The 22,264-nt window shown below is 62.1% G+C and carries 21 protein-coding genes; 9 read left to right on the forward strand and 12 right to left on the reverse strand.

What is annotated here, in order from left to right:
* Positions 1 to 150 precede the first annotated feature (150 nt).
* The 4 genes from AArc1_RS09850 to AArc1_RS09870 all read left to right on the forward strand — a co-directional run bounded on the left by AArc1_RS09850 (position 151) and on the right by AArc1_RS09870 (position 3,741).
* Positions 151 to 384 carry an HVO_2901 family zinc finger protein gene (locus AArc1_RS09850; protein ID WP_117364206.1) on the forward strand — a complete coding sequence of 78 codons (234 nt, stop codon included), beginning with the start codon at positions 151 to 153 and terminating at the stop codon, positions 382 to 384.
* 158 nt (positions 385 to 542) lie between these two features.
* Entirely contained in the window at positions 543 to 809 is a 267-nt protein-coding gene (locus AArc1_RS09855) for a hypothetical protein (RefSeq protein WP_133412345.1), read from the forward strand.
* A 1,500-nt stretch (positions 810 to 2,309) separates the two neighbouring features.
* Complete coding sequence (locus AArc1_RS09865; protein WP_117364209.1) at positions 2,310 to 2,711, forward strand: DUF5805 domain-containing protein; 402 nt, start codon at positions 2,310 to 2,312, stop codon at positions 2,709 to 2,711.
* Positions 2,704 to 3,741 carry a tyrosine-type recombinase/integrase gene (locus tag AArc1_RS09870; RefSeq protein ID WP_117364210.1) on the forward strand — a complete coding sequence of 346 codons (1,038 nt, stop codon included), beginning with the start codon at positions 2,704 to 2,706 and terminating at the stop codon, positions 3,739 to 3,741. Before AArc1_RS09865 ends, AArc1_RS09870 begins: the two co-directional genes overlap by 8 nt.
* 239 nt (positions 3,742 to 3,980) lie before the next feature.
* Here AArc1_RS09870 and AArc1_RS09875 read toward each other — a convergent pair whose 3' ends face one another.
* The 5 genes from AArc1_RS09875 to dph2 all read right to left on the reverse strand — a co-directional run bounded on the left by AArc1_RS09875 (position 3,981) and on the right by dph2 (position 10,319).
* Positions 3,981 to 4,892 carry a hypothetical protein gene (locus AArc1_RS09875; RefSeq protein ID WP_117364211.1) on the reverse strand — a complete coding sequence of 304 codons (912 nt, stop codon included), beginning with the start codon at positions 4,890 to 4,892 and terminating at the stop codon, positions 3,981 to 3,983.
* 157 nt (positions 4,893 to 5,049) lie between these two features.
* Entirely contained in the window at positions 5,050 to 6,924 is a 1,875-nt protein-coding gene (locus AArc1_RS09880; protein ID WP_117364212.1) for an AAA family ATPase, read from the reverse strand.
* Between the two features lie 87 nt (positions 6,925 to 7,011).
* On the reverse strand, positions 7,012 to 7,848 hold the full coding sequence (locus AArc1_RS09885) for an MBL fold metallo-hydrolase (RefSeq protein WP_117364213.1): 837 nt from the start codon (positions 7,846 to 7,848) through the stop codon (positions 7,012 to 7,014).
* Positions 7,849 to 8,014: 166 nt separating this feature from the next.
* The gene (locus tag AArc1_RS09890; RefSeq protein ID WP_117364214.1) at positions 8,015 to 8,740 is read right to left on the reverse strand and encodes a DUF7344 domain-containing protein; all 726 of its coding nucleotides are present in this window, start codon (positions 8,738 to 8,740) and stop codon (positions 8,015 to 8,017) included.
* Between the two features lie 529 nt (positions 8,741 to 9,269).
* The gene (dph2, locus tag AArc1_RS09895; protein ID WP_117364215.1) at positions 9,270 to 10,319 is read right to left on the reverse strand and encodes a diphthamide biosynthesis enzyme Dph2; all 1,050 of its coding nucleotides are present in this window, start codon (positions 10,317 to 10,319) and stop codon (positions 9,270 to 9,272) included.
* A gap of 204 nt (positions 10,320 to 10,523) precedes the next feature.
* Here dph2 and AArc1_RS09900 point away from each other — a divergent pair, with 204 nt between their 5' ends.
* On the forward strand, positions 10,524 to 11,432 hold the full coding sequence (locus AArc1_RS09900) for a DUF7139 domain-containing protein (protein ID WP_117364216.1): 909 nt from the start codon (positions 10,524 to 10,526) through the stop codon (positions 11,430 to 11,432).
* Between the two features lie 119 nt (positions 11,433 to 11,551).
* Positions 11,552 to 12,577, forward strand: coding sequence for a disk-shape morphogenesis protein volactin (locus tag AArc1_RS09905; protein ID WP_117364217.1), 1,026 nt, complete (start codon positions 11,552 to 11,554; stop codon positions 12,575 to 12,577).
* 152 nt (positions 12,578 to 12,729) lie between these two features.
* On the opposite strand, the gene AArc1_RS09910 is transcribed toward AArc1_RS09905, so the two are convergent.
* Complete coding sequence (locus AArc1_RS09910; protein ID WP_117364218.1) at positions 12,730 to 12,930, reverse strand: zf-TFIIB domain-containing protein; 201 nt, start codon at positions 12,928 to 12,930, stop codon at positions 12,730 to 12,732.
* 282 nt (positions 12,931 to 13,212) lie between these two features.
* Between AArc1_RS09910 and AArc1_RS09915 the strand changes: the two genes are divergently transcribed.
* Together AArc1_RS09915 and AArc1_RS09920 are read left to right on the forward strand one after the other, a co-directional pair.
* On the forward strand, positions 13,213 to 13,614 hold the full coding sequence (locus tag AArc1_RS09915; protein ID WP_117364219.1) for a hypothetical protein: 402 nt from the start codon (positions 13,213 to 13,215) through the stop codon (positions 13,612 to 13,614).
* Between the two features lie 10 nt (positions 13,615 to 13,624).
* Positions 13,625 to 14,248, forward strand: a complete 624-nt coding sequence (locus AArc1_RS09920) for an METTL5 family protein (RefSeq protein WP_117364220.1) — start codon at positions 13,625 to 13,627, stop codon at positions 14,246 to 14,248.
* Positions 14,249 to 14,251: 3 nt separating this feature from the next.
* On the opposite strand, the gene AArc1_RS09925 is transcribed toward AArc1_RS09920, so the two are convergent.
* From AArc1_RS09925 to AArc1_RS09940, 4 genes are all read right to left on the reverse strand, one after another.
* Positions 14,252 to 15,484, reverse strand: coding sequence for an ABC transporter permease (locus tag AArc1_RS09925; RefSeq protein WP_117364221.1), 1,233 nt, complete (start codon positions 15,482 to 15,484; stop codon positions 14,252 to 14,254).
* Positions 15,481 to 16,746 (reverse strand): ABC transporter permease, encoded by a 1,266-nt coding sequence (locus tag AArc1_RS09930; protein ID WP_117364222.1) that lies wholly within the window; start codon positions 16,744 to 16,746, stop codon positions 15,481 to 15,483. Before AArc1_RS09930 ends, AArc1_RS09925 begins: the two co-directional genes overlap by 4 nt.
* The gene (locus AArc1_RS09935) at positions 16,736 to 17,500 is read right to left on the reverse strand and encodes an ABC transporter ATP-binding protein (protein ID WP_117364223.1); all 765 of its coding nucleotides are present in this window, start codon (positions 17,498 to 17,500) and stop codon (positions 16,736 to 16,738) included. Before AArc1_RS09935 ends, AArc1_RS09930 begins: the two co-directional genes overlap by 11 nt.
* A gap of 456 nt (positions 17,501 to 17,956) precedes the next feature.
* Complete coding sequence (locus tag AArc1_RS09940; protein WP_117364224.1) at positions 17,957 to 19,762, reverse strand: rhomboid family intramembrane serine protease; 1,806 nt, start codon at positions 19,760 to 19,762, stop codon at positions 17,957 to 17,959.
* Positions 19,763 to 19,919: 157 nt separating this feature from the next.
* On the opposite strand from AArc1_RS09940, the gene AArc1_RS09945 reads away from it, so the two are divergent.
* Positions 19,920 to 20,204, forward strand: a complete 285-nt coding sequence (locus tag AArc1_RS09945; RefSeq protein ID WP_117364225.1) for a DNA-directed RNA polymerase subunit L — start codon at positions 19,920 to 19,922, stop codon at positions 20,202 to 20,204.
* 234 nt (positions 20,205 to 20,438) lie between these two features.
* Here AArc1_RS09945 and AArc1_RS09950 read toward each other — a convergent pair whose 3' ends face one another.
* Together AArc1_RS09950 and AArc1_RS09955 are read right to left on the reverse strand one after the other, a co-directional pair.
* Positions 20,439 to 21,347, reverse strand: a complete 909-nt coding sequence (locus AArc1_RS09950; protein ID WP_117364226.1) for a hypothetical protein — start codon at positions 21,345 to 21,347, stop codon at positions 20,439 to 20,441.
* Between the two features lie 84 nt (positions 21,348 to 21,431).
* Positions 21,432 to 22,250 carry a hypothetical protein gene (locus tag AArc1_RS09955; RefSeq protein WP_117364227.1) on the reverse strand — a complete coding sequence of 273 codons (819 nt, stop codon included), beginning with the start codon at positions 22,248 to 22,250 and terminating at the stop codon, positions 21,432 to 21,434.
* Positions 22,251 to 22,264: the final 14 nt, after the last annotated feature.

Here is a 22,264-nt window from a genome sequence, read left to right on the forward strand (position 1 = left end):
AATACTCGATACTGAGTAAACAGGGTCACGAGTAGGTTTTTCTTCCCCGAGTGTTTCCCCTAAATCGACGTAGTGGGGCGTAATCACGGTTGATTCCGGCGCAATAAAAGAACCCAAGCAGTTTTGATGGATGCTCGCGTCAGACGAAATATGCACACCTGTCGTAGCTGCAACCAGTCGTTCCAGACCGAACTCGCCCTCGAACTACACCACGATACGTGCTCGAGCGGACAACTTCTCTGTCAAGTATGTGGGGATCGATTCCGGGAGGCCGATGCAACCCAGGACGGGTGGCACTACGAGTGCCCAGACGAAGACTGCGACGGCAGCGGTCTCCAGGAAGACCTGTATCGGGTCGACGAGATTCGTATGGCGACACACTGACCCCAGGTTCGCGTTTTCGACGTCGACTGGTTCATTTCGGCTTGTGCCCGTTCGTCCGACGGTGTGTGTATCGTTCTCTACAACCGAGGTCCGTGTAGTCGAACAGGGCTCTCGGTGGACTCTCCTCACTGTGAGCCACAGCCACCGGGGTCATGTCGATGACCGACGCTGACTCGCCGACGAGCGAACGCGATACAAACGCTTTCGGGTTTCGAGTCCAGACTCTCGAGGCAATGACGTGCCAGTACCAGGCGCCAAACAGTGGGGAGACGTGTGCGAACGAGGCCACTCGCGTGTTTAGTGTCTACTACCCGGAACGGCAACGCCAGGTCGTAAACCGCTACTGTGCTGGCCACGCCGACGCGATGGAAGCCAAGATCGAGGACGATCCAAACCGACAACTCGTCTCGAATCAGGAGTGGTAGGCTCCTCGAGCCTGCGCTGATTCTTGGTTGGAGCCGCCGTTGAGTGGGCTTACTCGACTGATTTCGTCAATCGGTTCGGTGCGCCGCTATCTCTTTCTTCGATATAGCGAAAAAAGGTTTATCTATTCACTCTCGCCCACGAACAGTCCTACAACTGTACTCCTGTTCGAGTGAGTATTCGTCCCACAAACGGAGCCGATGGTAATCTCTCGGCCCTAACGTACTCCTCGAGGACGTGTGCTCTCTAGTTACGTATTTGCTTCCGGGACACCTGCAAGTTTTAGCACTTCGATATCACCGCTACCGGTCGAAACTCGCCGACTTCACTGACGAGCCGGCTGCTGCTAACGGAATACTCCAGCAGTCACTGAACGTCAGTGTCCACTCCAGCCGGACGATCAGTGCATATCCCGACCAGACGATCAGTGCAGTGGGCGTGGAACCCGTTCCCGTGGGTACAGTAGCCGCTGCAAGTCAGAGCACACTTGATCGCACGATAGGAGCGAGGAGCTGAGTGGGAACCCCAGATTGTACAATCGGCGTGTACATTGCTGTACGTAGTGCTAGTATACGTCGTCTCCTCTCGGCCGGGGCCGTCAGTTGCCGGTGTCGTACTCGAACGATCACACCGTGGCACCTGTACAGTGCCGATCCGGACGGACCGCCGGAACTGGCCTAAACCGACGAAACGGCGCATAATCGGCTCTCAATCGGGTTCGAACTCGAGGTGGGAAAAGAAGGCCTGACAGACAGCTTGGACGCTCGAATCGCCGTCCTGTGCCCGCCAGTCGGCTATCCCAACCGCACCATTGTCCCAGGGGTGGCCATGACTTTTCTCCTCGCGGACCAAGTGGAGGAGGGTTACAAGTACGTCCCTACGAGTGAACGATGCAATCGACCTGTTGAACCGCCGTTGTTTCCACCCACACCCGAGCGTCCAGCTCGAGTTGGTAACTGGAGTATTTCGACCCCGGATGAGATAACCAGTCACAGTCGTCGCTCGCTGTGCTGATAGCCACTCGCCTATATCAATTGTGAGCAACAATCTCTCGACGATCGTTACGGTGACAAGATGTATCATCAATGAATATCTTGGCGGTCTACACGGTGAAAATATCCTGCTCGAGGAACCCGGTTCTAGGGACACAACCCCTGGGGGTACGACCCACGAAAAGTAGGTTCCGCGAACAGTCAAATCCCTCATGAACTCTCATCCGTTTCGGCGAAAAGTATCTGTTTAGCATCATTAGTGGCTCTCCTAGCGACCGGTAACAATCGGCTGATAGGGAGTCGTCTTCTTTCGAGCGACTGAACCCACTCACGACCTCGGTCGGGATTTGCTTTATTTGTGGCAGTGGGTTTAGCAACCCTCTCAAAGTGGGGTCACCTGCTCAAATAACATGTCTTCTCGCCAGAGACTGGGGCACCTTTTCCCCAAATAAGGGTCTTTATTTGTGAATGTGGGATAGATTGAAGTGATCGTGGTGAGACCGGTCAGGTATGTCCGACGAACGGGTCGCGGTGAAGACCTACGTCCCGGCGTTCCAGAAAGAAGCCTGGCAGCGACACGCCGACGAACTCGAGATGAGCCAAAGCGAGTTCGTTCGGACGATGGTCCAGGCAGGTCGACGTGACTACGACGTACCGTCGAGCGAGCTCAGCGGTGTAACTCACGACACGCAGGAGGCCACAAGCGGTGATTCCGGGGATGAGAACGGCTTTAGCGACCGAATCCTCGAGGCCCTCGAGCGGGAGGGTGTCCTCGACTGGGACGCCCTCGTCGACGCGTTGATCGACGATGTCGAGGCAGATCTCGACGCCGAACTCCAACACCTACAGGACGAGAATATGGTCCGCTATAGCGGTCGTGACGGCGGCTACGTGGTGGTCAGTGATGACTGAGAGCCGACAGCGTCAGAACACGGTCGAGTACTTCCTTCAGGATATCGAACACCACGGTCGAAACGAGCGGACAGCTGACGCTTATCGCCGGGTGCTATCCGACTACAAGGCCTTTCTCGAAGCGCGATTCGGGAAGACGCCGACGGACGCGAGCTATCGGGACTGCATGGCCTACGTTCACGAGCTTCGGACCACACACTCGAAGAGTACGGTCGCGACGTACGCCTCGTATCTCAACCGGTTTTACAGTTACCTCGTTCGGGTCGGACACGCCGATGAGAACCCGATGACCGTCGTCCTAGAGGAGATGAACGAATCGATCGAGTCGAACCCGACCCGCAGGGACGTGACGCTCCCGCAGATGCGGTCGTTCGTCACCGAAATCCGCCACCCATTGCATCGGGCGATCGTCGTGACGCTGTTGAAAACCGGGATGCGAGCCGGCGAACTCTGCAATCTGGATCTGATCGACTGTCACATAGACCACGAGGCGACGACGTGGCAGCCGCGGGCGCATATCGCCGGGCGGCCGGATTCGCTGTTCGTCTCCGCCGAGCACACGTACGGCGAAAAATCCGGCGGTGAACGCCGGACCGCGTCGAACAAGCGAAAACGAGAGACCGTCGTCCCGGTCGACGAGGAACTACGGACAGCCCTCGTACGCTGGCTCGCCGTCCGCCCCGATACGAACTTCACGGGACCGTCGATGGCCGCTTCGGAGCCACTGTTCGTCGGAACGGCCGATAGCTGGGGACAGCGGCTTACGCCACACGTCGTCCACCACGTCGTCGAGAAGTACGCGAGAGAGTACGGCTGGTATCGAACAGGCGGCGGCGCCGCCGAGAACGTCACGCCCCACTACTTTCGACACTTCTTCACCACCCACCTCCGGGATCGGACGGGCGACCGTGGCATCGTCCAGTATCTCCGTGGTGACGTCGCCAGCGATGTGATCGATACATACACGCACAACTGGGGCGATCGTGTCCGCAATACTTATCTCGAGCACATCTACTCGTTGAGCGTCTGATCGGATCGATTTCGGTCGGTGTGATTCTCTGACGGGTTAAGTTTACTACCCTTGTACACGATTTTGACGTCCGAACTCGAACATATATATCTCATACTGCTATACAGACTCTCATGCACGACTGCCTGGCTTATTATATTTTCAATAATACGATTCGGACACCGGTCCGTCCGCTGGCTACCTCACTCGAGACGTCGCTATCGGGCGCGTTGGGGAACGTACGGGGACAGAACCAGTGACTACCCGTCGACAGTCAGTTGGGTCTCGAGGTCGTCGCCGTCTAACAGCGAGCGGACAGTGGCGACCGTCTCCGACAGTTCGGACTCGTTCTCGAGCAGGACGGTCTCGCTCGGGAACAGTTGCTCGCCGAGTAAGAGCCCGTGGTCGCGGGCGGTCGAGCCGGTGACGGTCAGGTAGACGCCGAGGCCCGTCTCGGCGATCGCGGCTTCCTCCTCGCGGCCATCTTCGGGGTACCGAAACTCGACGCCGTCTAACGTTTGTGTGCCGAGGACGGCCTGAACCAGTCGCTCGTACCGGGGCTCAATGCACAGTGGCCCTTCGTAGGACTCGAGAAATGCCCGATCGAGCGGTTCGGTGCCTGGGGCTACCTCCGGGGTCGCCATCAGCGTGTGGTAGACGGTATCTCCGAGGCCGGTCACGACGCGAACGTCGGTGTCGGTGGGGTTGATCCGGGCGTTCACGTCGGCGATTCGGTCAAGCGGCTCCGAGCGAAGTTCGACTACCTCTTCTAGGACGAGGTCGGCGCTGTCGAACCCCATCGCGAACTCGTGGGTGCGTAACGCCCGAAACGGCTCCTCGCGGCCCACGAGTTGAATGTCGGTGTCGACGCCCTCGAGTGGGATCGTGACGCTGTCGAAGACGATTCGGCGGGGTTTACCGGCCCGGTCGTCGCGCAACACGGTATACTCGGGCTTCGTCGGATCGTCGGTGGTGCTATACTCGGCGAGACGATGATAGATGTTCTCCTCGTCAGGTTCGACAGACCCCTTCGTGAGGGCTTTTTCGTGGCGTAGCGTCGAAGCGATCTCGTCTGCGAGATCAGTGACGTTGAGGCGTCGAGCGATGCGATCGAGCACCGACTCGAGCGGCCGCCCCTTGCGAGGTACGGCGATCGGAATAGTCTCGCCCATCGACCGGTGGTCGACTGGCGAGAGATAAACGAGTTACGTTTCGAGAGCAGTACGTTGCGGTGGCCTTCGAGTGTCCTATCCGGCCTCCTGTCCGTCGGTACGGTCGTGACCCGAATCTGGGCGCGAGTTCGTCGGGAACCTGTGGTACCCGCCCGTCTCAGTTGTCAGCGAACATCGAGCCAAGCTGCTCCCGCCAGTTCTGGAGATCGGTTACGTCTTCCTGAACGGACGCGAGGTCAGCCTCGACGTCCTCGAGGTCGGCTTCGAGATCGTCGACATCGCCCTCGAGATTGTCGACGCTTTCGTCCACGTCGACGACTTTCCCTTCGAGGTCGTTGATGCCGCCCTCGAGGTCGTCGACGGTTTCATCTACGGTGACGACGGTTCCACTGAGATCGTCGACGGTCCCGGAGAGCTCGTTGACGTCCGTTTCTACGGTTTCGACCGCTCCTTCGACACTGTCGACGTCGGTTCTCAGGTTCTCGACCGTCTCTTCTACGTCCACGACGGCTCCTTCTGTCTCTTCGAGGCGAGTATCGACGTCGGACTCGACGGTGTCGATTTGGTCCTCGACGGACCCAACGTCTTCGGTTACGGCATCGACAGCTGTTTCAACGGACTCGACCTCCGTTTCGAGGTCGGTCGACCACTCGGTGAGCGTCTGAACTTCGGCTTCGACGGCCTCGATCCGGTCGTCAGCACCGCCAGCGAGGCGCGCTGTTTTTTCGAGTCGATCGTCCATCGCCTCGACCGTCTCTTGAAGCTCGAGTAAGTCCGTCCGGAACCCAGTGATGAGTTTCTGGCCAGTACCGTGTTCTCCAAGGAACTCCTCTAACGCGTCCGCGTAGGCGGCTACCTCCTCGACCCGCGATTGGAGGTGGTTGAATTTCACTTGCTCGAGCGTCGCGCCGTCTCCCTCGAGTTCGGCACTGAGTACCGCCAGATCGTCGTCGTCGACGGCATCGGCTCTGATCTCGGCAGCGAGTTGGGCGACGAGCGATCCGTCCTCGAGCGACCCGACGGGGGCTGCGTCGTCGGCCGTTGTCTCGCTGGTCGGCTCTTCGAGTCCGTCCCGCTCGTCGCCTTCTTCTGCGATCGAGGGCGTCTCGACTCCGTCGTCGAGTTCGGGTTCTATCTCGTCTTCTGCTTCGGACTTTGCTTTCGGCTCAGCTTCGGCTGTCTCAGCATCCATCTCGTCGGTGTCTACAGCCTCATCGAGTGTGTCGTCTGTCTCGTCAAGGCCATCGCCAACCGTCTCTTCGAGTTCGAGTTCGAGCGTTTCACTCTGATCGACGTCGAGGCTGTCGGCCGACTCCTCGTCGTCCGTTTCCGTTGGCTCGAGTGCGTCCGGCCCGTCGTCAGGTTCGGGAATTTGGTCGTCGCTGAACCCGAGGTCGATGTCCGGCGCATCATCGTCGTCGGACGCTGCGTCGGAGTCGAGCGGATCGACGGGGTTGGGGTCGACGTCACCGAGATCTAACTCGAGGTCCTCGGCCTCATCATCGAAGGAGACGACCTCGTTCGTCTCTTCGTCGGCATCGAGCCCTGGGACCGCTTCGGACTGGCCGGAGAGCATGTCCTTGACGGGTTGATTCCGATCTTCGGTGACGATGCTCTCGATGACGCCCTCTTCGACTTCGTTGGCGTCAGATCTGTCGTCGTCCTCCGAACTGACCTCGACGATCGTCGGCTCGGTCAGAAACGTCGCTGCGTCGCTTTCGTCGTCGATGCGGATGCCATAGACCGTGACAAGTACGGCGTCGGGGTCGACTGTTCCGGTGAACTCGACGTGATTATCCTGGAACGCGGTCCAGTCGTCGCTATGGTAGTCGGGGTGGAATCCGACTTTGTCCATCGGGAAATCCTCGGGGATGTCCTCGGAGAGACGAAACGCTACCTGTTCGTCTCGGCTGGACTCGATCTCGAACTGGATCGCAGGTACCGGGAACTCGTCCGCCGTGAACGATTTCCTGACGGTCAAACCGTCAGTACTGACCTCGATCACGTCGCCCGTGTCGGCGGTGTTACTCATGCGGACAACGTTACCATACCATTACTATAAAACGTACGGACAATATCACAGGAAAAACAGTATTCGATCGGAAACGACGCCGGCTCGTCACTCGAGGTCGATCCGGTCTCCGATCTCGACGATCTCGAGTCGCTCCGGGTACTCGAAGCTCTTTGCGTGGTGGTGGAGCACTTTCGGGTCGGACGTCAGTCCCTTCCACATGTCCCAGTGGCTTGGCACCAGTCGATCCAGCTCGAGCGCCGACGCGGCCTCGACGACCTGATTCTCGTCGTTGTACCACTGCGTCCGCTTCGGTTCGCGCGTCTCTTTGTCCGGGATCTGACCGACGGTGCCGAACGCGAGAATCCCGAGGTCGAGGTCGTACTCCTGTCCAATCCGGTCGAACTCGTTGCTCGGCTTCGTATCGCCGCCGTGGAAGACGGTCCCGGCGTCGTGTTCGAAGACGTAGCTCACGGGGTGGGTCGCGTCGGGATCGTTCGCGTCCTCGACGTGGATAGTGAACTCGCCGACTTCGATGACATCTCCCTCGGTAACGTCGACGAACTGGTCGTCCTCGAGATCCCACTCCTCAGCCCACGATTCGTCGTCGCGCGCGACTGCAAGGCTGTCGTCGGGGCCGTAGAACGTCGCATCCGTGTTCTCGAGGATCGGTGCCTGGCTCGGGCCGTGGACGTGGTCGGTGTGTTCGTGTGTGGCGAAGACGGCAGCGGCGTCGGTGACGTCCGTCGGGTCGAACGGTACTGGAATCATGCGGACGGTCCGTGGCGGATCGCCGAGTCCGACGTACGGGTCGATGAAGATCGTCGTTCCCTCTTGTCCCTTGAGTACGAAGCCGTTACAGCCGAGATACCAGATCGCCACGCCCTCGGGCGACGCGTCTTCGACGTCACGAACGAGCCAGTCTCCCCAGTCGCTCTGAATCATACGCGAAGGTGTGGTGACCGACCGGGTAAGTGTTGCCCTCTCCGGGTGTGAACAGAGAAAAGATCCGGGTTCGAGGTGGGCGGGATCGAATACCGGAGCGTGCTCGTCGGCAGGCGATCGTCAGCGAGCGACCGCCCCCACATGAGATAGCGCGATGCCCCCGATATCACACGTCTGAAGGCTTCGACAGGAACGACACGGCGCCAGCATTCGAGTCCCCGCTCGAGGAGTCGGGCTCGAGCCAGGCGACGTCGAGAACGGGGTGTCCAGCGAACGAGACACGATCCGCGTCGGCGTCGTACTCGACGAGTCCAGCTGTCGAGAGGATGGGGACGTGGACGTGTGTGAGTGCGGTTTGGACGCGTTCGACGTGCGTTTTCGCGTCCTCTTGGTGGGCCACACCCGACTCGAGCGACGCCACTTCGTGGGCCAGACTCCGCACTGTCGTCGGCCGGTACCGCTTGGTGAGTATCGAGAGCGCCGCGCGACGTCGGGCATCGGCGAGCGCCTCGAACAGCACGTCGAGTTCCTCGGCCGAGTGGTTCGTTCGGCCGGTGATCGGAGCCGAGAATCCGGGATCGTCGTACGCCCAGTGGTCCGTCGCGCGGACCGTCTCGTCGTCGACGGTCACGAGCCCCGCGTCGACCAGAGCCGGTACTCCGCGGTGGTGACACTCGAGGAGCGCACGCTGGATCTGGTCGTCCGTCACGCTGTCGGGCTCGATATCGTTCGTTACTGCCGCAAATCGCGACGCAAGCTCGTGTTTCTCGATGCCCGCGGGCGACTCGGCGACGACGAGTCGAGCGAGGGTTCGACAGGAGGTGTTCGAGAGCACCTCGAAGCAGCGGTCGCGATCGGTGGGTGGTCGGCCGGCTGCGTCTGGAGTAGTCATCGACTACTGTTCGGCGCGATCCCTCCAAAAGCGGTGTTCCAAACTACATTGGTCTTCTGCTGCATTTCATCCACTTCTGGTGAAACTCATCGAATTATATCGGCTATAGGGTGACCATTCGTCTGTCTATGAGCTCGTTGTAGCCGTACGATATCGTCCGCCCAAGATTGAGTTCTCCTCCGCGTAAACGCGGAGAATTCTCAGAGTGGCAATTGCAACGCAGATTGACGCCGAGTCGTCGGACTCATCCTGCGGTTGAAGCCCCAAGTATCCTCCTTGGCCTTTATGATCGGCAGGGTCGCTCGACTGTCGTCCGCTGTCACAGTGAGTTCGCCCCGTTGCAGTGGGCTGTTCAGACAGGGGAGTGTCATCCTGACCGACGTTTGTAGGTACGGCTGAAGTCACGAGGCGGTGAAAACGGCCCGAGGTGCTCGGTACTGGACGACGCTCGCTCGAGGAGCGAAGCCTCGGCTAGCAGGTGTGCAAACGGGGATCGTCGGCCAGCAGGTGGCGAGGAGAGAACCGTCGGTTACCAGGTGCCGTGGAAGGTGTCGAACGAGAGGTTTTCGAGGGGCTCGTTGCCGACCGCGATCTCGTACTCGCCGGGAGTGAGCATCGGCTTGTGGAACTGCGGGCCGTCGTCGGTCGTGATGCGGGGACAGCCGGTGTTGACGAATGCGTCCATGTCGAAGTTCCGCAACCGATCGGGGGTGACCTCGTCCATCGTGATGAGGTAGGCGTTGTCGTTGTCGGCGAGGATCTGCTGTGCCTCGTCCCAGCGCCCCTGGCCGATCTTGGTACAGAAGATGACACCCCACTTCTCGGCGTCCATCGCGCGGTGGACGGCGCCGAAACGCTGTTTCAGGAACTTCTCCGTGTCGGCGACGGTGACGACGTTGTTGACGGGATCGGCGATGACGACGTGCTTGTCGGGGTGTTCCATGGCCAGCCCAAGCGGGTGGAACTTGCCGCCACCGACGTAGAGTACCTGGTCGGCGGGGACGTCCGCACTCGCGTAGTTACAGCCAAGCACCTGTCCTTCGTGGGTGAGCCGATCGTCACCGCGGCGGCTATGGACCTCGTAGCCCCGATCTTCGAGGAACTCGCGCATCTCTTCGTACCGGTTCATGTGCTGAGCCGTCGTCACGAGACCGACGTCAGGCGTCTCCTCGGGCGACTCGAGCGTGTCGAGTGCCTCCTCCATGATCGGCGACACTTCGACGTTCGAGAACAGCGGGACGTAGATCACCTTGTCCGTGTTCTTCATCGGCGAATGACCGAAGTGGACGAAGACGTCGGTACGTTTCATCAAATAGGTATCGAGGTCACAGGCACCGTAGCAGGGCTGACCCGAGAGCATGAACGTCACGTCGTCGTCGACCAGTTCACGGAGGTCGTCGGCGACGGCCGGACCGCGGCGTTTGAGTCCTTCGGGGAACTGCAAGCCGACCTTGCTGGCATCTCGCTCGTCGACCGCGTCGACGATGCGCTCGAGTTCGTAGTCCCACTCGCGATCGTGTTTGAGGTTCATCCCCGTATTCCGGAGGTCTCCTTCGGTGTACCCCGACTCCTGACTCATTACCCGCCCTAGCGCCCACGAGCCTATAACGGCGGCGCTTTTCGAACCCGTGACTGTCGATCGGACACACACACACACACACACACACACACACACACACACACGTCGGGTTGACTCGGAGGATCACCATTGTCGGTTCACTGTCCGGAACGGTCACGAGAGCTGACCCAACAGTCATAGTACTGGAGTTTGAACGGGTGGACAATGGCAGCGGATCCGCCCGAAAACGGACGCCTCTTTGCCCTCTATCGCCGATACATCGGCGAGCCGGAGGACAGAACCGACGTCTACCTCGGTTTCGGACTGTTCCTCGGCGGCATCGGACTGGCACTCGTGGGGCTGGTACTGTTTCTCTGGAGTACGACCCTCGAACTCAGATCGGATGCGTACTTCGCCTGGGTGACGCCCGCGTACGCGCTCGTGATGGTCGCCCTTCCCGTTACGATGCTCGGCATCGTCGTCTTACTTCCGTCGGAACGCCGGATGCTCTATACGTCGATCGCGGGGACGGCCGTGACGATCGGGGCTACCATCGGGTTCCTCACTGTGTATCCCGAGCACTGGAACTTCATGCAGGACACCGACTACACCGTCGAGGTAACGGCGACCTACGCCGTCGGGCTTGCCGGCCTCACCGCCGCGACGGGAGCGGCGCTGATCGCCCACTACCTCGATATGGCCCGACGCGCTGACGTCGCCACCCTCGAGGACGACGAAGACGACGTCGAATCCGAGTCGTACTCCGACGAAGAAATCCAGCGGGACATCGACGAAGCGATGGAGGGCGTCGAACTCTCCTGGGGCGGCGTCGAGAAAACCGAACACACCCGCCTCGAGTTCTCCGGGAACGAGTTCGACGACGTCGACGTCGACGTGCCGGCGGCGAAGACGACCCGTTCGTCCGGCGTCGACGCCCAGGTCGCCGGTCTCAAGGGGCTAAAAGGCGGCGACTCGAAGACGACCACCTCGAGCGACACGGTCGACGACCAGACCGCGAAACTGAAAGAGCTACGCGAACAGCAACGGGTCGAAGAACTCGCGACGGCCGACCCTGATCCGGGCTTTCTCTCGAGCGCCGTCGATCGAGTTCGGTCTCTCCTGGGCCGGAAGTAACGGCTTACTCCACAGTGGTAATAGGCAGTTTGTGATGGGGTAATACTCAGACATATTATAGGTTGGCCGATGGAGTTAAGTCACATAGATTTATAACCTGTCGGGAACGTTGCCCAACTATGGCCAAAGGCCTAGACGTCGGTACGATGAACATCCTGTCCGCACAGCAGGATGGGAACGATACGGTCTTCGTGCAACAGCGCAACTCCTTCGTCGAGATCGAGTACTCGGATATGGCCGAGCAGATGCTCTCGCGAAGCGAAGTACTCCACATTCGGAAGGACGACAAGGTGTACGTCGTTGGTGACGACGCCCTGAACTTTGCGAATATCTTTAACAAGGAGACTCGCCGTCCGATGAAAGCCGGGATCCTCTCGAACGACGAGAAGAGTGCGATCCCGATGATGAAGCTCATCATCGAACAGGTCGTCGGCGATCCGAGTTATCCTGGCGAGAAACTGTACTTCTCGACGCCGGCGGATCCGATCGACGACGATCTCTCGACGCTCTATCACCAGAAGACGATCGAGTCGTTCCTCAACGACATGGGCTACGACGCCGAACCCATCAACGAGGGGATGTCGGTCATCTACAGCGAACTGGCGGACAACAACTTCACCGGACTGGGTATCTCGTTCGGTGCCGGCATGACGAACGTCTGTCTGGCGTACTACGCCGTTCCCGTCATGAAGTTCTCCGTCGCCCGCGGTGGCGACTGGATCGACGAGCAGGCCGCTCGAGCGACCGGCACGCCGGTTGATAAGGTTACCTCGATCAAAGAGGACGACTTCGAACTCGACTTCACCACCGACGTCGGCGGCGTCGAGGGTGCGCTGTCGATCTACTACGAGAACCTACTGGATTACGTCATCGAGAACATCGTCTCGGAAGTCGACGACGAAGACGTCGAGGAGGGCCTCGACGTGCCGGTCGTCGTCACCGGCGGGACCTCGAGTCCGAACGGCTTCGAGGCGCTGTTCCGTGACCACCTCGACGATGCGAACATCCCGTTCTCGATCAGCGGCGTCACGCACGCCAACGAACCGTTGTACAGCGTCGCTCGCGGTGGCCTCGTCGCCGCTCGCTCCGACGAAGACGTCGAGCACGAAGAAGAGCCAGCGGAAGCCGACGCACCGGCCGAATAACTCGCTCGGGTTCCGTCGAACTCTCTTGCCGTCTCTCGCCGTCTCTCGCTATCTCTCGCCGTCTCTCGCCGTTTCGAGTGGACGAAGCGACTGCTGTCGGCAACACCCGCTACGACGAGCTGTGGGTGCGTCGGTCACCTCGCGGGAGGACGTTACCCTGTCGTCTCTTCGGTCCGACGAGCCTGGTGGTCGTAAAATCGGTTGAACGCGTCCTGCCAGGACTCCGGCTGCTCGACGTCCCGTTCGTGTTCGACCGGAATGTCTGCATAGCCACAGTGTGAACACGCGACGGTTGACGTCTCACCGAAGGTGAGCATCTCGAGTGGACTCTGACAGCGAGGACACTCGTTCATACACGTATTCTTTTTGGCCGACCCTTAACTCTATTCGACGTATTCCTGCTACCATATCACATTCGTTCCGGTGGGTCGTCGAATTCCTGCTACCATATCACATTCGTTCCGGTGGGTCGTCGAATTCCTGCTACCATATCACATTCGTTCCGGTGGGTCGTCGAATTCCTGCTACCATATCACATTCGTTCCGGTGGGTCGTCGAATGAGCCCATGTCCCGAGATGTATTACTATAGTGCATCTGCAAACATTTTTGTATGCGGCCAGTGTATCCTCGAGCGATGAGCACCACTTCGCCCGCCGAGTTCGCACCCACGATCGAACGGTGTCGACCCGCAGACGTCACTCCCGTCACGCTCGAGGCCACAGCGCTCGAGTCGACCGCACCCGACCACCTGCGAGCGTTGAACCGAGAGTTCGCACAGGCGGGACTGTCACCGGTCGAGTTGACGGTCACGGCACAGTTCGACGAGGATTGCTCGCTCGCCACGCGCAAAGAGATCGAGCGCATTCGACGGTACGTTCGTGCCGGGGCGTTCCTCGGCGTCAGTACGGTGTCGGTGACAATCGAACGCGTCGCGACCCCCGAGAAAGTTCGACCCGAACTCACGGCCTGTGCCGAACGCGCAGAACGTGACGGGGTCGTCCTCGAACTCGACGGACCGATGACCCTCGAGCACTGAGCCCCCGGTAATGGCCGCCCCATCACGACGAACGCTCGCCCGAACCCTCGAGTCACTCGCGGACTTTCCCGACCCCTCACCCGACCTCGAGCAGTATCTCACGCCACCCGACCTTGCCGCCCACGTCGCTCACCTCGCCCACCTGCACGGCGACCTCGAGCATCGAGTGATCGACCTCGGCACGGGGACGGGAATGCTGGCGATCGGTGCCGCCCTGGCCGGTGCAGAGTTCGTCGTTGGCGTCGACGTCGACCGCGATGCACTCGCCGTTGCTCGTGAGAACGAGCGTCGGGTCGCGGCGGGAACGACGGTCGAGTGGGTTCACGGCGACGTCACACGCCACTCCTTCTCACGTACGGACGCGACCGTCGTCTCGAACCCACCCTTTGGCGCACAACGCGGCAACCGCCATGCCGATCGTGCGTTCCTCGAGACGGCACGCGAACTCGCGTCGGTTTCGTATACGATCCACAACGAGGGGAGCCAGGAGTTCGTCGAGTCGTTTGCGGCCGACGAGGGCGGCGAGGTGACCCACGCGTTCCGGGCACCGTTTCCCATCGAGCGACGGTTTTCGTTTCACACCGAAGCCGAAGCGACGGTGGACGCCGAAGTGTTCCGGATCGAGTGGCGGTAACGTTCACTCCTCTAGGTGTTCGATGCGCGCGTAGCGGCCGGCCCGCCAGCCGGTGACGACCGCGACGAACGAGCCGACGACGAACGCGAGAGCGAGCCCGATCGCGTACACCTCCGGTGGCGTCCGGAGGACGTCCTCGAAGCCGATGACCGAGCGGGAGACGTGGTTGAGCGCCCGGGCGACGAGCGGCGTCAGGGCGAGTCCGACGAGGCCGCCCACGAGCCCGACGAGCGCCCCCTGTGCGCCGACCGTCCCGGCGAGGAGTCGCCGGGAGAGCCCGAGCGCCCTGAGCGCGGCCAGTTCATCACGTTGTTGTGCGGTCACGAGCGCGAACAGGTTGGTGGTGAGGACGAGACCGCCGACGACGGCGAGGCCGACCAGCGTCACGCCGCTTGCGAGCACGAGCGGGCGTTCCTCGAGAAACGCACCGACCTGTTCGTCGCTGGTTCGGATATCGTACTCTGGGTGCGCTTCGCTGAGGTCAGCCGCGACGGCGTCGGAATCGGCGTCGTCCTCGAGAGCGGCCGTGACGAACGTCGCCCGGTCGGTGCCGGTAGTGCCGGCGATCGCCTGTAGGTCCCCGAGCGGGATCGTCACCGTCTCCGAACCCAGAAACTGTGAGTAGTACTCAGACGTACCAACGACGGTGAACACGTTGTCGTCGGCCGTCTCCCGGCTCGTTCCGACGTATACCGTGTCGCCGACCTCGACGTCGTGTGACTCGGCGACCACCGGATCGAGAACGATTTCCTCGGCGGTCGGCTCGCTAGCACGGCCGTTCTCGTAGACCTCGGTGTAAGTGTCGAATCCACCGCCTTCCTCGAAGCCGAACCCGTCGTGAGTCGACTGGACGCCGACCGCGGGCTGGCGTTCGAGATCCTCGGGATCGGTCCCCAGGTAAACTTCGTGCATGGCGATCGGCGCGGCCGCGCGGACGTCGTCGCGTTGGGAGAGTTCCACCGATAGCTCATGGGAGCCGACGATGGGGTTCTCGGTTCCGCTGGCTGAGGGGTCGACTGGATCGCTCGAGATCCAGATGTCCCGGTCGGCGCTGTCGAGGCCGTCTTCGCCCATCGCTACGACGCCGACGCCGAGACTCGCGAGCAACGTCACCGAGAGGACCGCGAGCGTCACTGCGAAGATCGAGAGGATCGTTCGGCCGGGCGAGCGGTGTAGCGTCGCGACGGCGATCCCGAAAACGGCACAGAGTCTGACGTAGGTGCCGCTTGCACTCATCGTCGCACCTCCTCGAGGACGGACGTTCGCGCCGCGATCGCCAGGGGATAAGGCATGGCGAGCAGTCCTGCCACGAGGGCGACGCCCACAGCGTACGGAACGAATAGCGGGTGGATAAGCGCGACCGTCCCCGGGGCGATCGTTGCGGCCGCGAGCGCGTTCACGACCTGAATGCCAGCGATTCCGATCGCAGCACCGAGCAGGGCACCACAGACGGTCGTCACGAGCGTCGATACCGCGACGAGCACCAGCCGTCCGCGCCGGGGAATCCCGACGGACTCGAGGACGGCCAGCGACCGTCGGTCGTCGTTGACGGTCATGCCGGCGGTCGTCGCGACGAACGACGAGCAGATGACGATGCCGACGAGTAACGCGAGCAGGCTCGTCGCCAGCGCCAGTCCGTCATCGAACAGTGCCGAGGGATCAGTTGGGGCGTTGGATTCGACCGCCGCGTCGGGGTACGCTTCGGTGGCGGCCGACTCGGCCGCCGCTGGCTCGCCCCAGACGATCACCCGGTCGGCGAGCTGCCCGTCGTCAGCCCCCGTAAACGATTGCAACTCGCTGAGCTGGACGAGTGCAACCGGGACGTCCGTATCACCATCGTCGGCCCCTTCTTCGACGGCTGCGACGGTGAGCGTGACCGAGTGCGTCTCGGCTGCGGCCTCCGGCGTCGGAACGTCGAGTTCGTCGCCCTCGCTCGCCCCGAGCCGGTTGGCGGCCGCTTCAGAGAGGACCATCTCACCCTCGGGGACGCCATCGTACGAGCCGTTCGCGTAGTGGGGGTCACCCGGCTCGAGGTCGTCGGTCGGGAGACCGGCGGCGGTGCGTGGCTCGCCGTCGGCGACCACCCCGACGAGTAACACGGTCGGCTGGTCGTCGCCATCGGCCGCCTCGAGCCGTCCTGGCTCGGCGAGAACTGGCGAGGCGTGGTCGACGTCCTCGTGAGTGTGCATCGACGCGGCGCGCTCGTTTGTCTCGCCGAGTCGCGGCCGTTCGACGCCGTCGACCGCCGACAGGGTGGCGCTGTCGTCCGGGACGACCTCGACGGTCGCGTCGTCGTCGGTTGCCGTTCCGCCGTCGGCTAACGCCAGTGCGACACCGGTTACCATGAGCAACAGGGCGGTCGTCAGGGCGACGGTGACGAGGATCGCGGCGACGCGTCCAGACCGCGTTCGCGTCGCCCGCTTCCAGAGCCTCATCACCGAGAGTGAGACGATGCCGGCCCAGCGCGTGTGTCTCGTCCCCTCGCGATCACCGACCATCGTCTATCACCTGCCCGTCGCGCAGGGAGATGACCCGATCGGCGACGGCCAGCGTCTCGTCGTCGTGCGACGCGACCAGCACGGCCCGGTCGCGTGCCACGTCAGTCAGGAGCTCGAGCACGTCGGCTCCGGTCGCCGTGTCGAGTTCGCCCGTCGGCTCGTCAGCGATCAGCACGTCGGGGTCCGAAACGAGCGCCCTGGCGATGGCGACGCGCTGGCGCTCACCGCCGCTTAACTCGCCCGGAAGGTGGGTGATCCGGTCACCGAGGCCGACCTGCTCGAGCAACGCTGTCGCTCGCTCGCGCCGATCCGGTTTGGGGACACCCGCCTGAACGAGCGGGAGCGCGACGTTCGCCCTGGCCGACAGCGACGGCAACAGGTGAAATCGCTGAAAGACGATACCGACGTGTCGTCGTCGAGCTCGTGTTCGATTGCGGCCCGATAACCCGGCGAGGTCGGTCCCTTTGAGCTCGACTCGCCCGCGCGTCGGCACGAGCAAGCCAGAGACGGCGTGCAAGATCGTCGACTTGCCGCTGCCGCTTGGCCCCCGAAGGCCGACGATCTCCCCGTTTTCGACCTCCAGGGAGATCCCTCGCAGCGCCGTTACCGTTCGACCCGTGCCCGAGCGAAGCCGGCTGCCGCCCGACCCGTACTCGTGGGTGACGTCCTCGAGGCGGACGGCCGCCTTCGGCGCAGCGTCCTCGCTCGAGCCCGTCGTCGATTTGCCCGAAACCCGCAGTATACGGTTGATCATTTTCAGCCGGTCAACTCGGCCTGACAAATCACTCGTCGGGACATTGTTTCCCGCTGGCTTCCCGACGCCACGTAGCGATTAACGCCGCGGGCCAGTGCTCGACCAAGCGGTGTCTGTCTCGGTCGGGTCGAATCTGGCGACGACGGGGGGACGACGGAGACGGGCGGTCGTTCCCGACGGGTGACCGGCGACGAAACGTCCGCGTACAGGTGACTGTTCGGTGGCCGTATGAGTCAGAAGCGACTCGGTACGCCCGAATGCCTCCGATTCGACGACGATTTGCCTGCCCCGCTTCCAGGTAGACGCCGGTACGCCCCCCGAGACAATGAGTCCCATCGAACGCTCGAGTCGAGGTCTCGAGGCGTCCACACGACGAGAACGGTCGCCTTACAGGAACGCTGCGTGACAGGAGCTGGGTGTAAGGGTATCGGTCGGTTATCGGTCCCGTTCAGTCGCTCAGTTGTACGTCTCCTCGCTTGCGACCGCGACTTCGGTCCCGTTCGATGCGGCGTAGAGCGTGCCGTCGTCGTTTTCAACGGTGAGGCCACCGATCTCGACGAACTCGTCGTCCTCGGGAACGGGGGCCGTCTCGAGGTCACCGTCGAATTCGACGCCGAGGACGAACTCGCCGTCCTGGGGGGCGATCGCGACGGTGCGGTCCTGGATTCTGACGTTGGCGGACGCGCTGTCTGACTCGTATGCCAGCCGTTCGTCACCGTCGGCCGAGAGCCAAACCTGGTAGACGGTGTCGTTTCCGACCAGCTCCCAGCCGGACCGTTCCGCGGTGACCGTCTCCCGCCAGCCGGGGCCGCCGACCGACACCGTCTCCTCGCCGACGAACTCGAGATGGTCGGCCGAGACGGCTTCGAGCCAGATCGTTCGCTCTCCGCTCGAGACGATCACGCCGCTGGCTTCGAGTCCCTCGTCTTCGGTCAGTTCGTCGAGCCCGAATCCGGAAACGAGCAAGTTCTCGGCCTCCTTGGTGTACTCGATCGTGTAATCGTCGACCGTAAGCGTCGTCTCTTCGTCGTGGCTCGGCTCGGCCATCACCAGCAGGTTCGTCGGGACGGCTATTCCGGCGACCACGGCAAGGACGAGCAAGACGGCCACGAACGCCGTCCCGCGTTGTGTCCGAAACGACAGCGACGGGACGTCGGCGGAGCGTTCTCCGCCGACCAGATCGGCGATGCGCTCGAGCCGAGCGCTCGAGTCCTCGACCGTTTCGGGGACTTCTCGGGCGAGTTCGATCGGTCGCCGAAGATCGATCCGCAGGTCCTCGGCCGGGCTCGAGGCTCGAAAGCGGTCGAGGCTGGACGGGAGCGCTGGCTCGTCGGAAGCGGCGACCGCGAGCGTGATTACGACCGCGAGAACGGTGACGACCGCGATGCCCGGCCCCTGAAAGAGCAGAAACGAGTTGCCCTCGCCGAACCAGTAGATCTGCCAGAGCCCCTTCGCGAACGCGAACAGCACGACGGCGAGCCACACCCTGAGTGGATTCGGGCGAATTCCACGCCGCTCGAGCAACACGATTCCGAGGACCAGTCCGATGAAGAATCCGAGGGCATGTCCCTGGATAGCGATAGTGGCCCAGGAGGGCGCTTGTGGCGGGCTCGCCTCGGCGACGTAGACGTATACGGGCGTCTGGAGGGCGCGAACGGTGGTCAACGCCGCACTCTGGAGCAGCGTCGTCGCGAGCAAGGTAGCGATCGGGTATCGAACGATCGCAAAGCCCGCAAACGCGTAGACGAGGCCCGAAAACCCGATGACAGGGCCGAGTGCGAACAGGCTCGTCAGGAAGCCAATCCCGATGACGACGAGTGGAAAAATCACTACCGCACGGACCCAGGGAGTGTGCCACAAGCCATCGCCCGTCCCGTCTCGCTCGTCGGGATAGTGACCCCAGACGAATTCAGCAATCGGCGCGACCAGGAGCGTCCCCGCCATGTTCCCGGTGAAGTGACTGAGGCTGGCATGAGAGAACGACGCCGTCGCCATGCCAAGCGGCGAGAAGTACGACCAGGCCCGGTAGGGGATCGAGACGGGATCCGTCGGATCGGTGATCCCGTCCTGGACGAAGAGATAGACAGCAGTAACGAACGCGACCACGACGAGCGTTCCCCAGGGGACACCCAGGACGAGTCTGGACGAGGCTGCCTCGTACCAGCCGCGGGAGGGCTCGTGAAGTCGCCTGAGGACGGCGACCGAGCCGAGGAGGACGACGGCGAGAAGCACCGCGAGCGCGATCCCGGTGAACGAACGCATTAGTTCTGTGGTTCGAGCGAGGGCGTATAGTGGTTCCCTTCGTCCCCTCGAGTGTGACGGCGTCGGGACGTGTCAGGCGTCCTCGCTCGAGAGGACGTGCGTCTCGACGAAGAGGCCCTTCGAAAGGTACAAGCACACGTCGGACGGATGACGAGCCATGGAACTTCGGGTCACCGAGAGTAGCGAGAACGAACTCTCGATCGAGATCGCAGGCGAAGATCACACGTTCATGAACGTGCTCAAGGGAACCCTCCTCGAGCACGAGGACGTGGCTGCAGCGACCTACGACGTGAACCCCGAACAGTCGGGCGGCCAGACCGAGCCGATCCTGACGATCAAGACCGAAGACGACGTCGAGCCGCTCGAGGCACTCGAGGAGGCCGCAGCCGACGTTCGTGAAAAGGCAGTCTCGTTCCGCGAGGCGTTCGAAGCGGCTGCCTGAGTCGGTTTTCGATCCAGACTCACGTCAGAACCCCCGCTGTACTGCGACTCGAACCGTCGGGCGTCGGTGATCCCGAACCTCTCACAGTTATTCTCGCAGCCGTCTCTCACAGCTATTCTTTCGAACTCGACATCGACATCATTGGCCGGTCGCATACGCCGATCACGTCATTGTCCAAGATATTCGTCCGGTTACCCGTCTACGTTCGGATATAAAGACGGAGACCAGAGACCGTCAGTCGTCGGCCTCGAGTGAGACGACGCCCTCCGTCGAATTGACGTGGACCCGGTAGTCCTCGCTCACCGTGATGCTCGCGCGGGCGAACTCGAGGTCTGCGGGCCGCTCGACTACGATTACCGAGTGGCGGGTCGTATAATCCATCGTCCCGAAGTGCGGGTCGGTGTAGTAGCCGTGGAGGTGGATCGTGTCCTCGTCGCCTTCGATGCGCGCCCATCGGTGATGGACCGAACTCGAGCCCCAGCCGGATTCGACGACCACGACGGCCGTCTCAGCGAAGTCGATAGCCTCGAGCGTTTCCGCGTCTTTGTCGTCGGTGGTCTCGAGATCGATCACGTCGGTCAGGGCTGTCTCGCTCTCGAGCAGTCGGACGTGGTACTCCATCTCTCCGTCACCTGGTTCGACCTCGGCCCCGCCCGGTTCGACGCGGTCGTCCTCAGAGTCGGGATCTGCTGGCTCGGAGCCGTCACCCGACTCGTTTTCGGGCGACTCGAGGGTGTCGTCGCCGTCACTCGAGATGTCGGCCATGGGCTCGTCGAGCGTCGGATCGGCGAGTCTGACTCCGTCGAGGACGTCGAACTCGAGACTGGGTTCGGGCTCGATGTGCTCGCCGAGGTAGTCGTCGTTCCACTCCTCGTCTTCGTCGGGGTCGTCCGGCACTTCGGGGCGTTCGATTTCGTGGGGGGGCTCGTCGATCCGCGGATCCTCCTCGACCGTGACTGGTTCGTCGTCCGCCTCGCTCGAGTCGTCGTCCGTGTCGGTCGGCTCGTCGGCATCAGTGCTGTCGCTCGAGTCGGTGTCCGGTTCAGGGCTCTGGGTGTCGGCGTCGTCGAGACAGCCCGCGGTGATCCCGAGGATGGCGACACCGCCTGCCGTGATGACGGTCCGACGGCTTCGATGACTCATGGTTGGACCTTCTGTGGACGGATGTATATGCCTTCAGGTAGCTCAAACGTTCATTTCACCGTGACTCTTTGAAATCGTTATGCGCTAGCACGCGACGTAGAAAACCGCGATCGTTCCGTCGGGTGTCACATGTAGATCGAGACCCTCGGAACTGTGTCCGGTCCTCAGCTCGTCGCCAGTCGCCTCGAGTAACTCGGTTGCGACGTCGCCCGCGAGGTCGGCTTCGTCGTCGTACGCCGTCGGATCGATCTCGAAGACGAACGGGCCGCCGACGAGATCTCCGTCACATTCGACGCCGAACTCGTCCGGTGAGACGGGGTCAGGCTGTCCGTCGTCGTGTTCGACGATGACGTTCACACGATTCTGGTACTCCGCGAAGGCGGCGAGACGCTCGTCGTAGGTTCGTGACTCGTCCCGTTCGGCCTCGAGCTGGGCGTGGACTTCCGGTTCGACGGTCTCCAGGTCGAGCCCGGCGACCTCGCTCCCCTCGCCAGGGGCGTCGGGCGGTGACGGCGACCCGATGCCGGGGATAATCGACGGGGAGACGATGCCCGTCGCAAAGAGCGCGAAGACGAGGCCGACGACGACGAACACCGGCAGGTACGGCCTCGCAACTTCGAGCCAGCCCGGCGTCTCGAGGTCGCGCTCGACGTCGTCGTACGTCTGTTCGACCTTTTTCAGATCGTGGTGGTGACAACGCGAACACGGTGGGTTGTTCTTGACGTGATCGCGGCCGCAGCTCTCACAGCGCCAGACGTAGGTCGTTCCGGTGTCGACGGTCTTTGGCTCTGGCTCGTCGCCGGTGCGAACAACGGCCTCCTCGAACTTGTTGTGGCCGCACTCGTCACACGGCGGATCGTTCGACTCGTGTGGTTTCCCACACCACGTACACCGCCACTTCACTAGGTGAACTGCAC

It is taken from the genome of Natrarchaeobaculum sulfurireducens, assembly GCF_003430825.1.
GTDB classification, from domain to species: domain Archaea; phylum Halobacteriota; class Halobacteria; order Halobacteriales; family Natrialbaceae; genus Natrarchaeobaculum; species Natrarchaeobaculum sulfurireducens.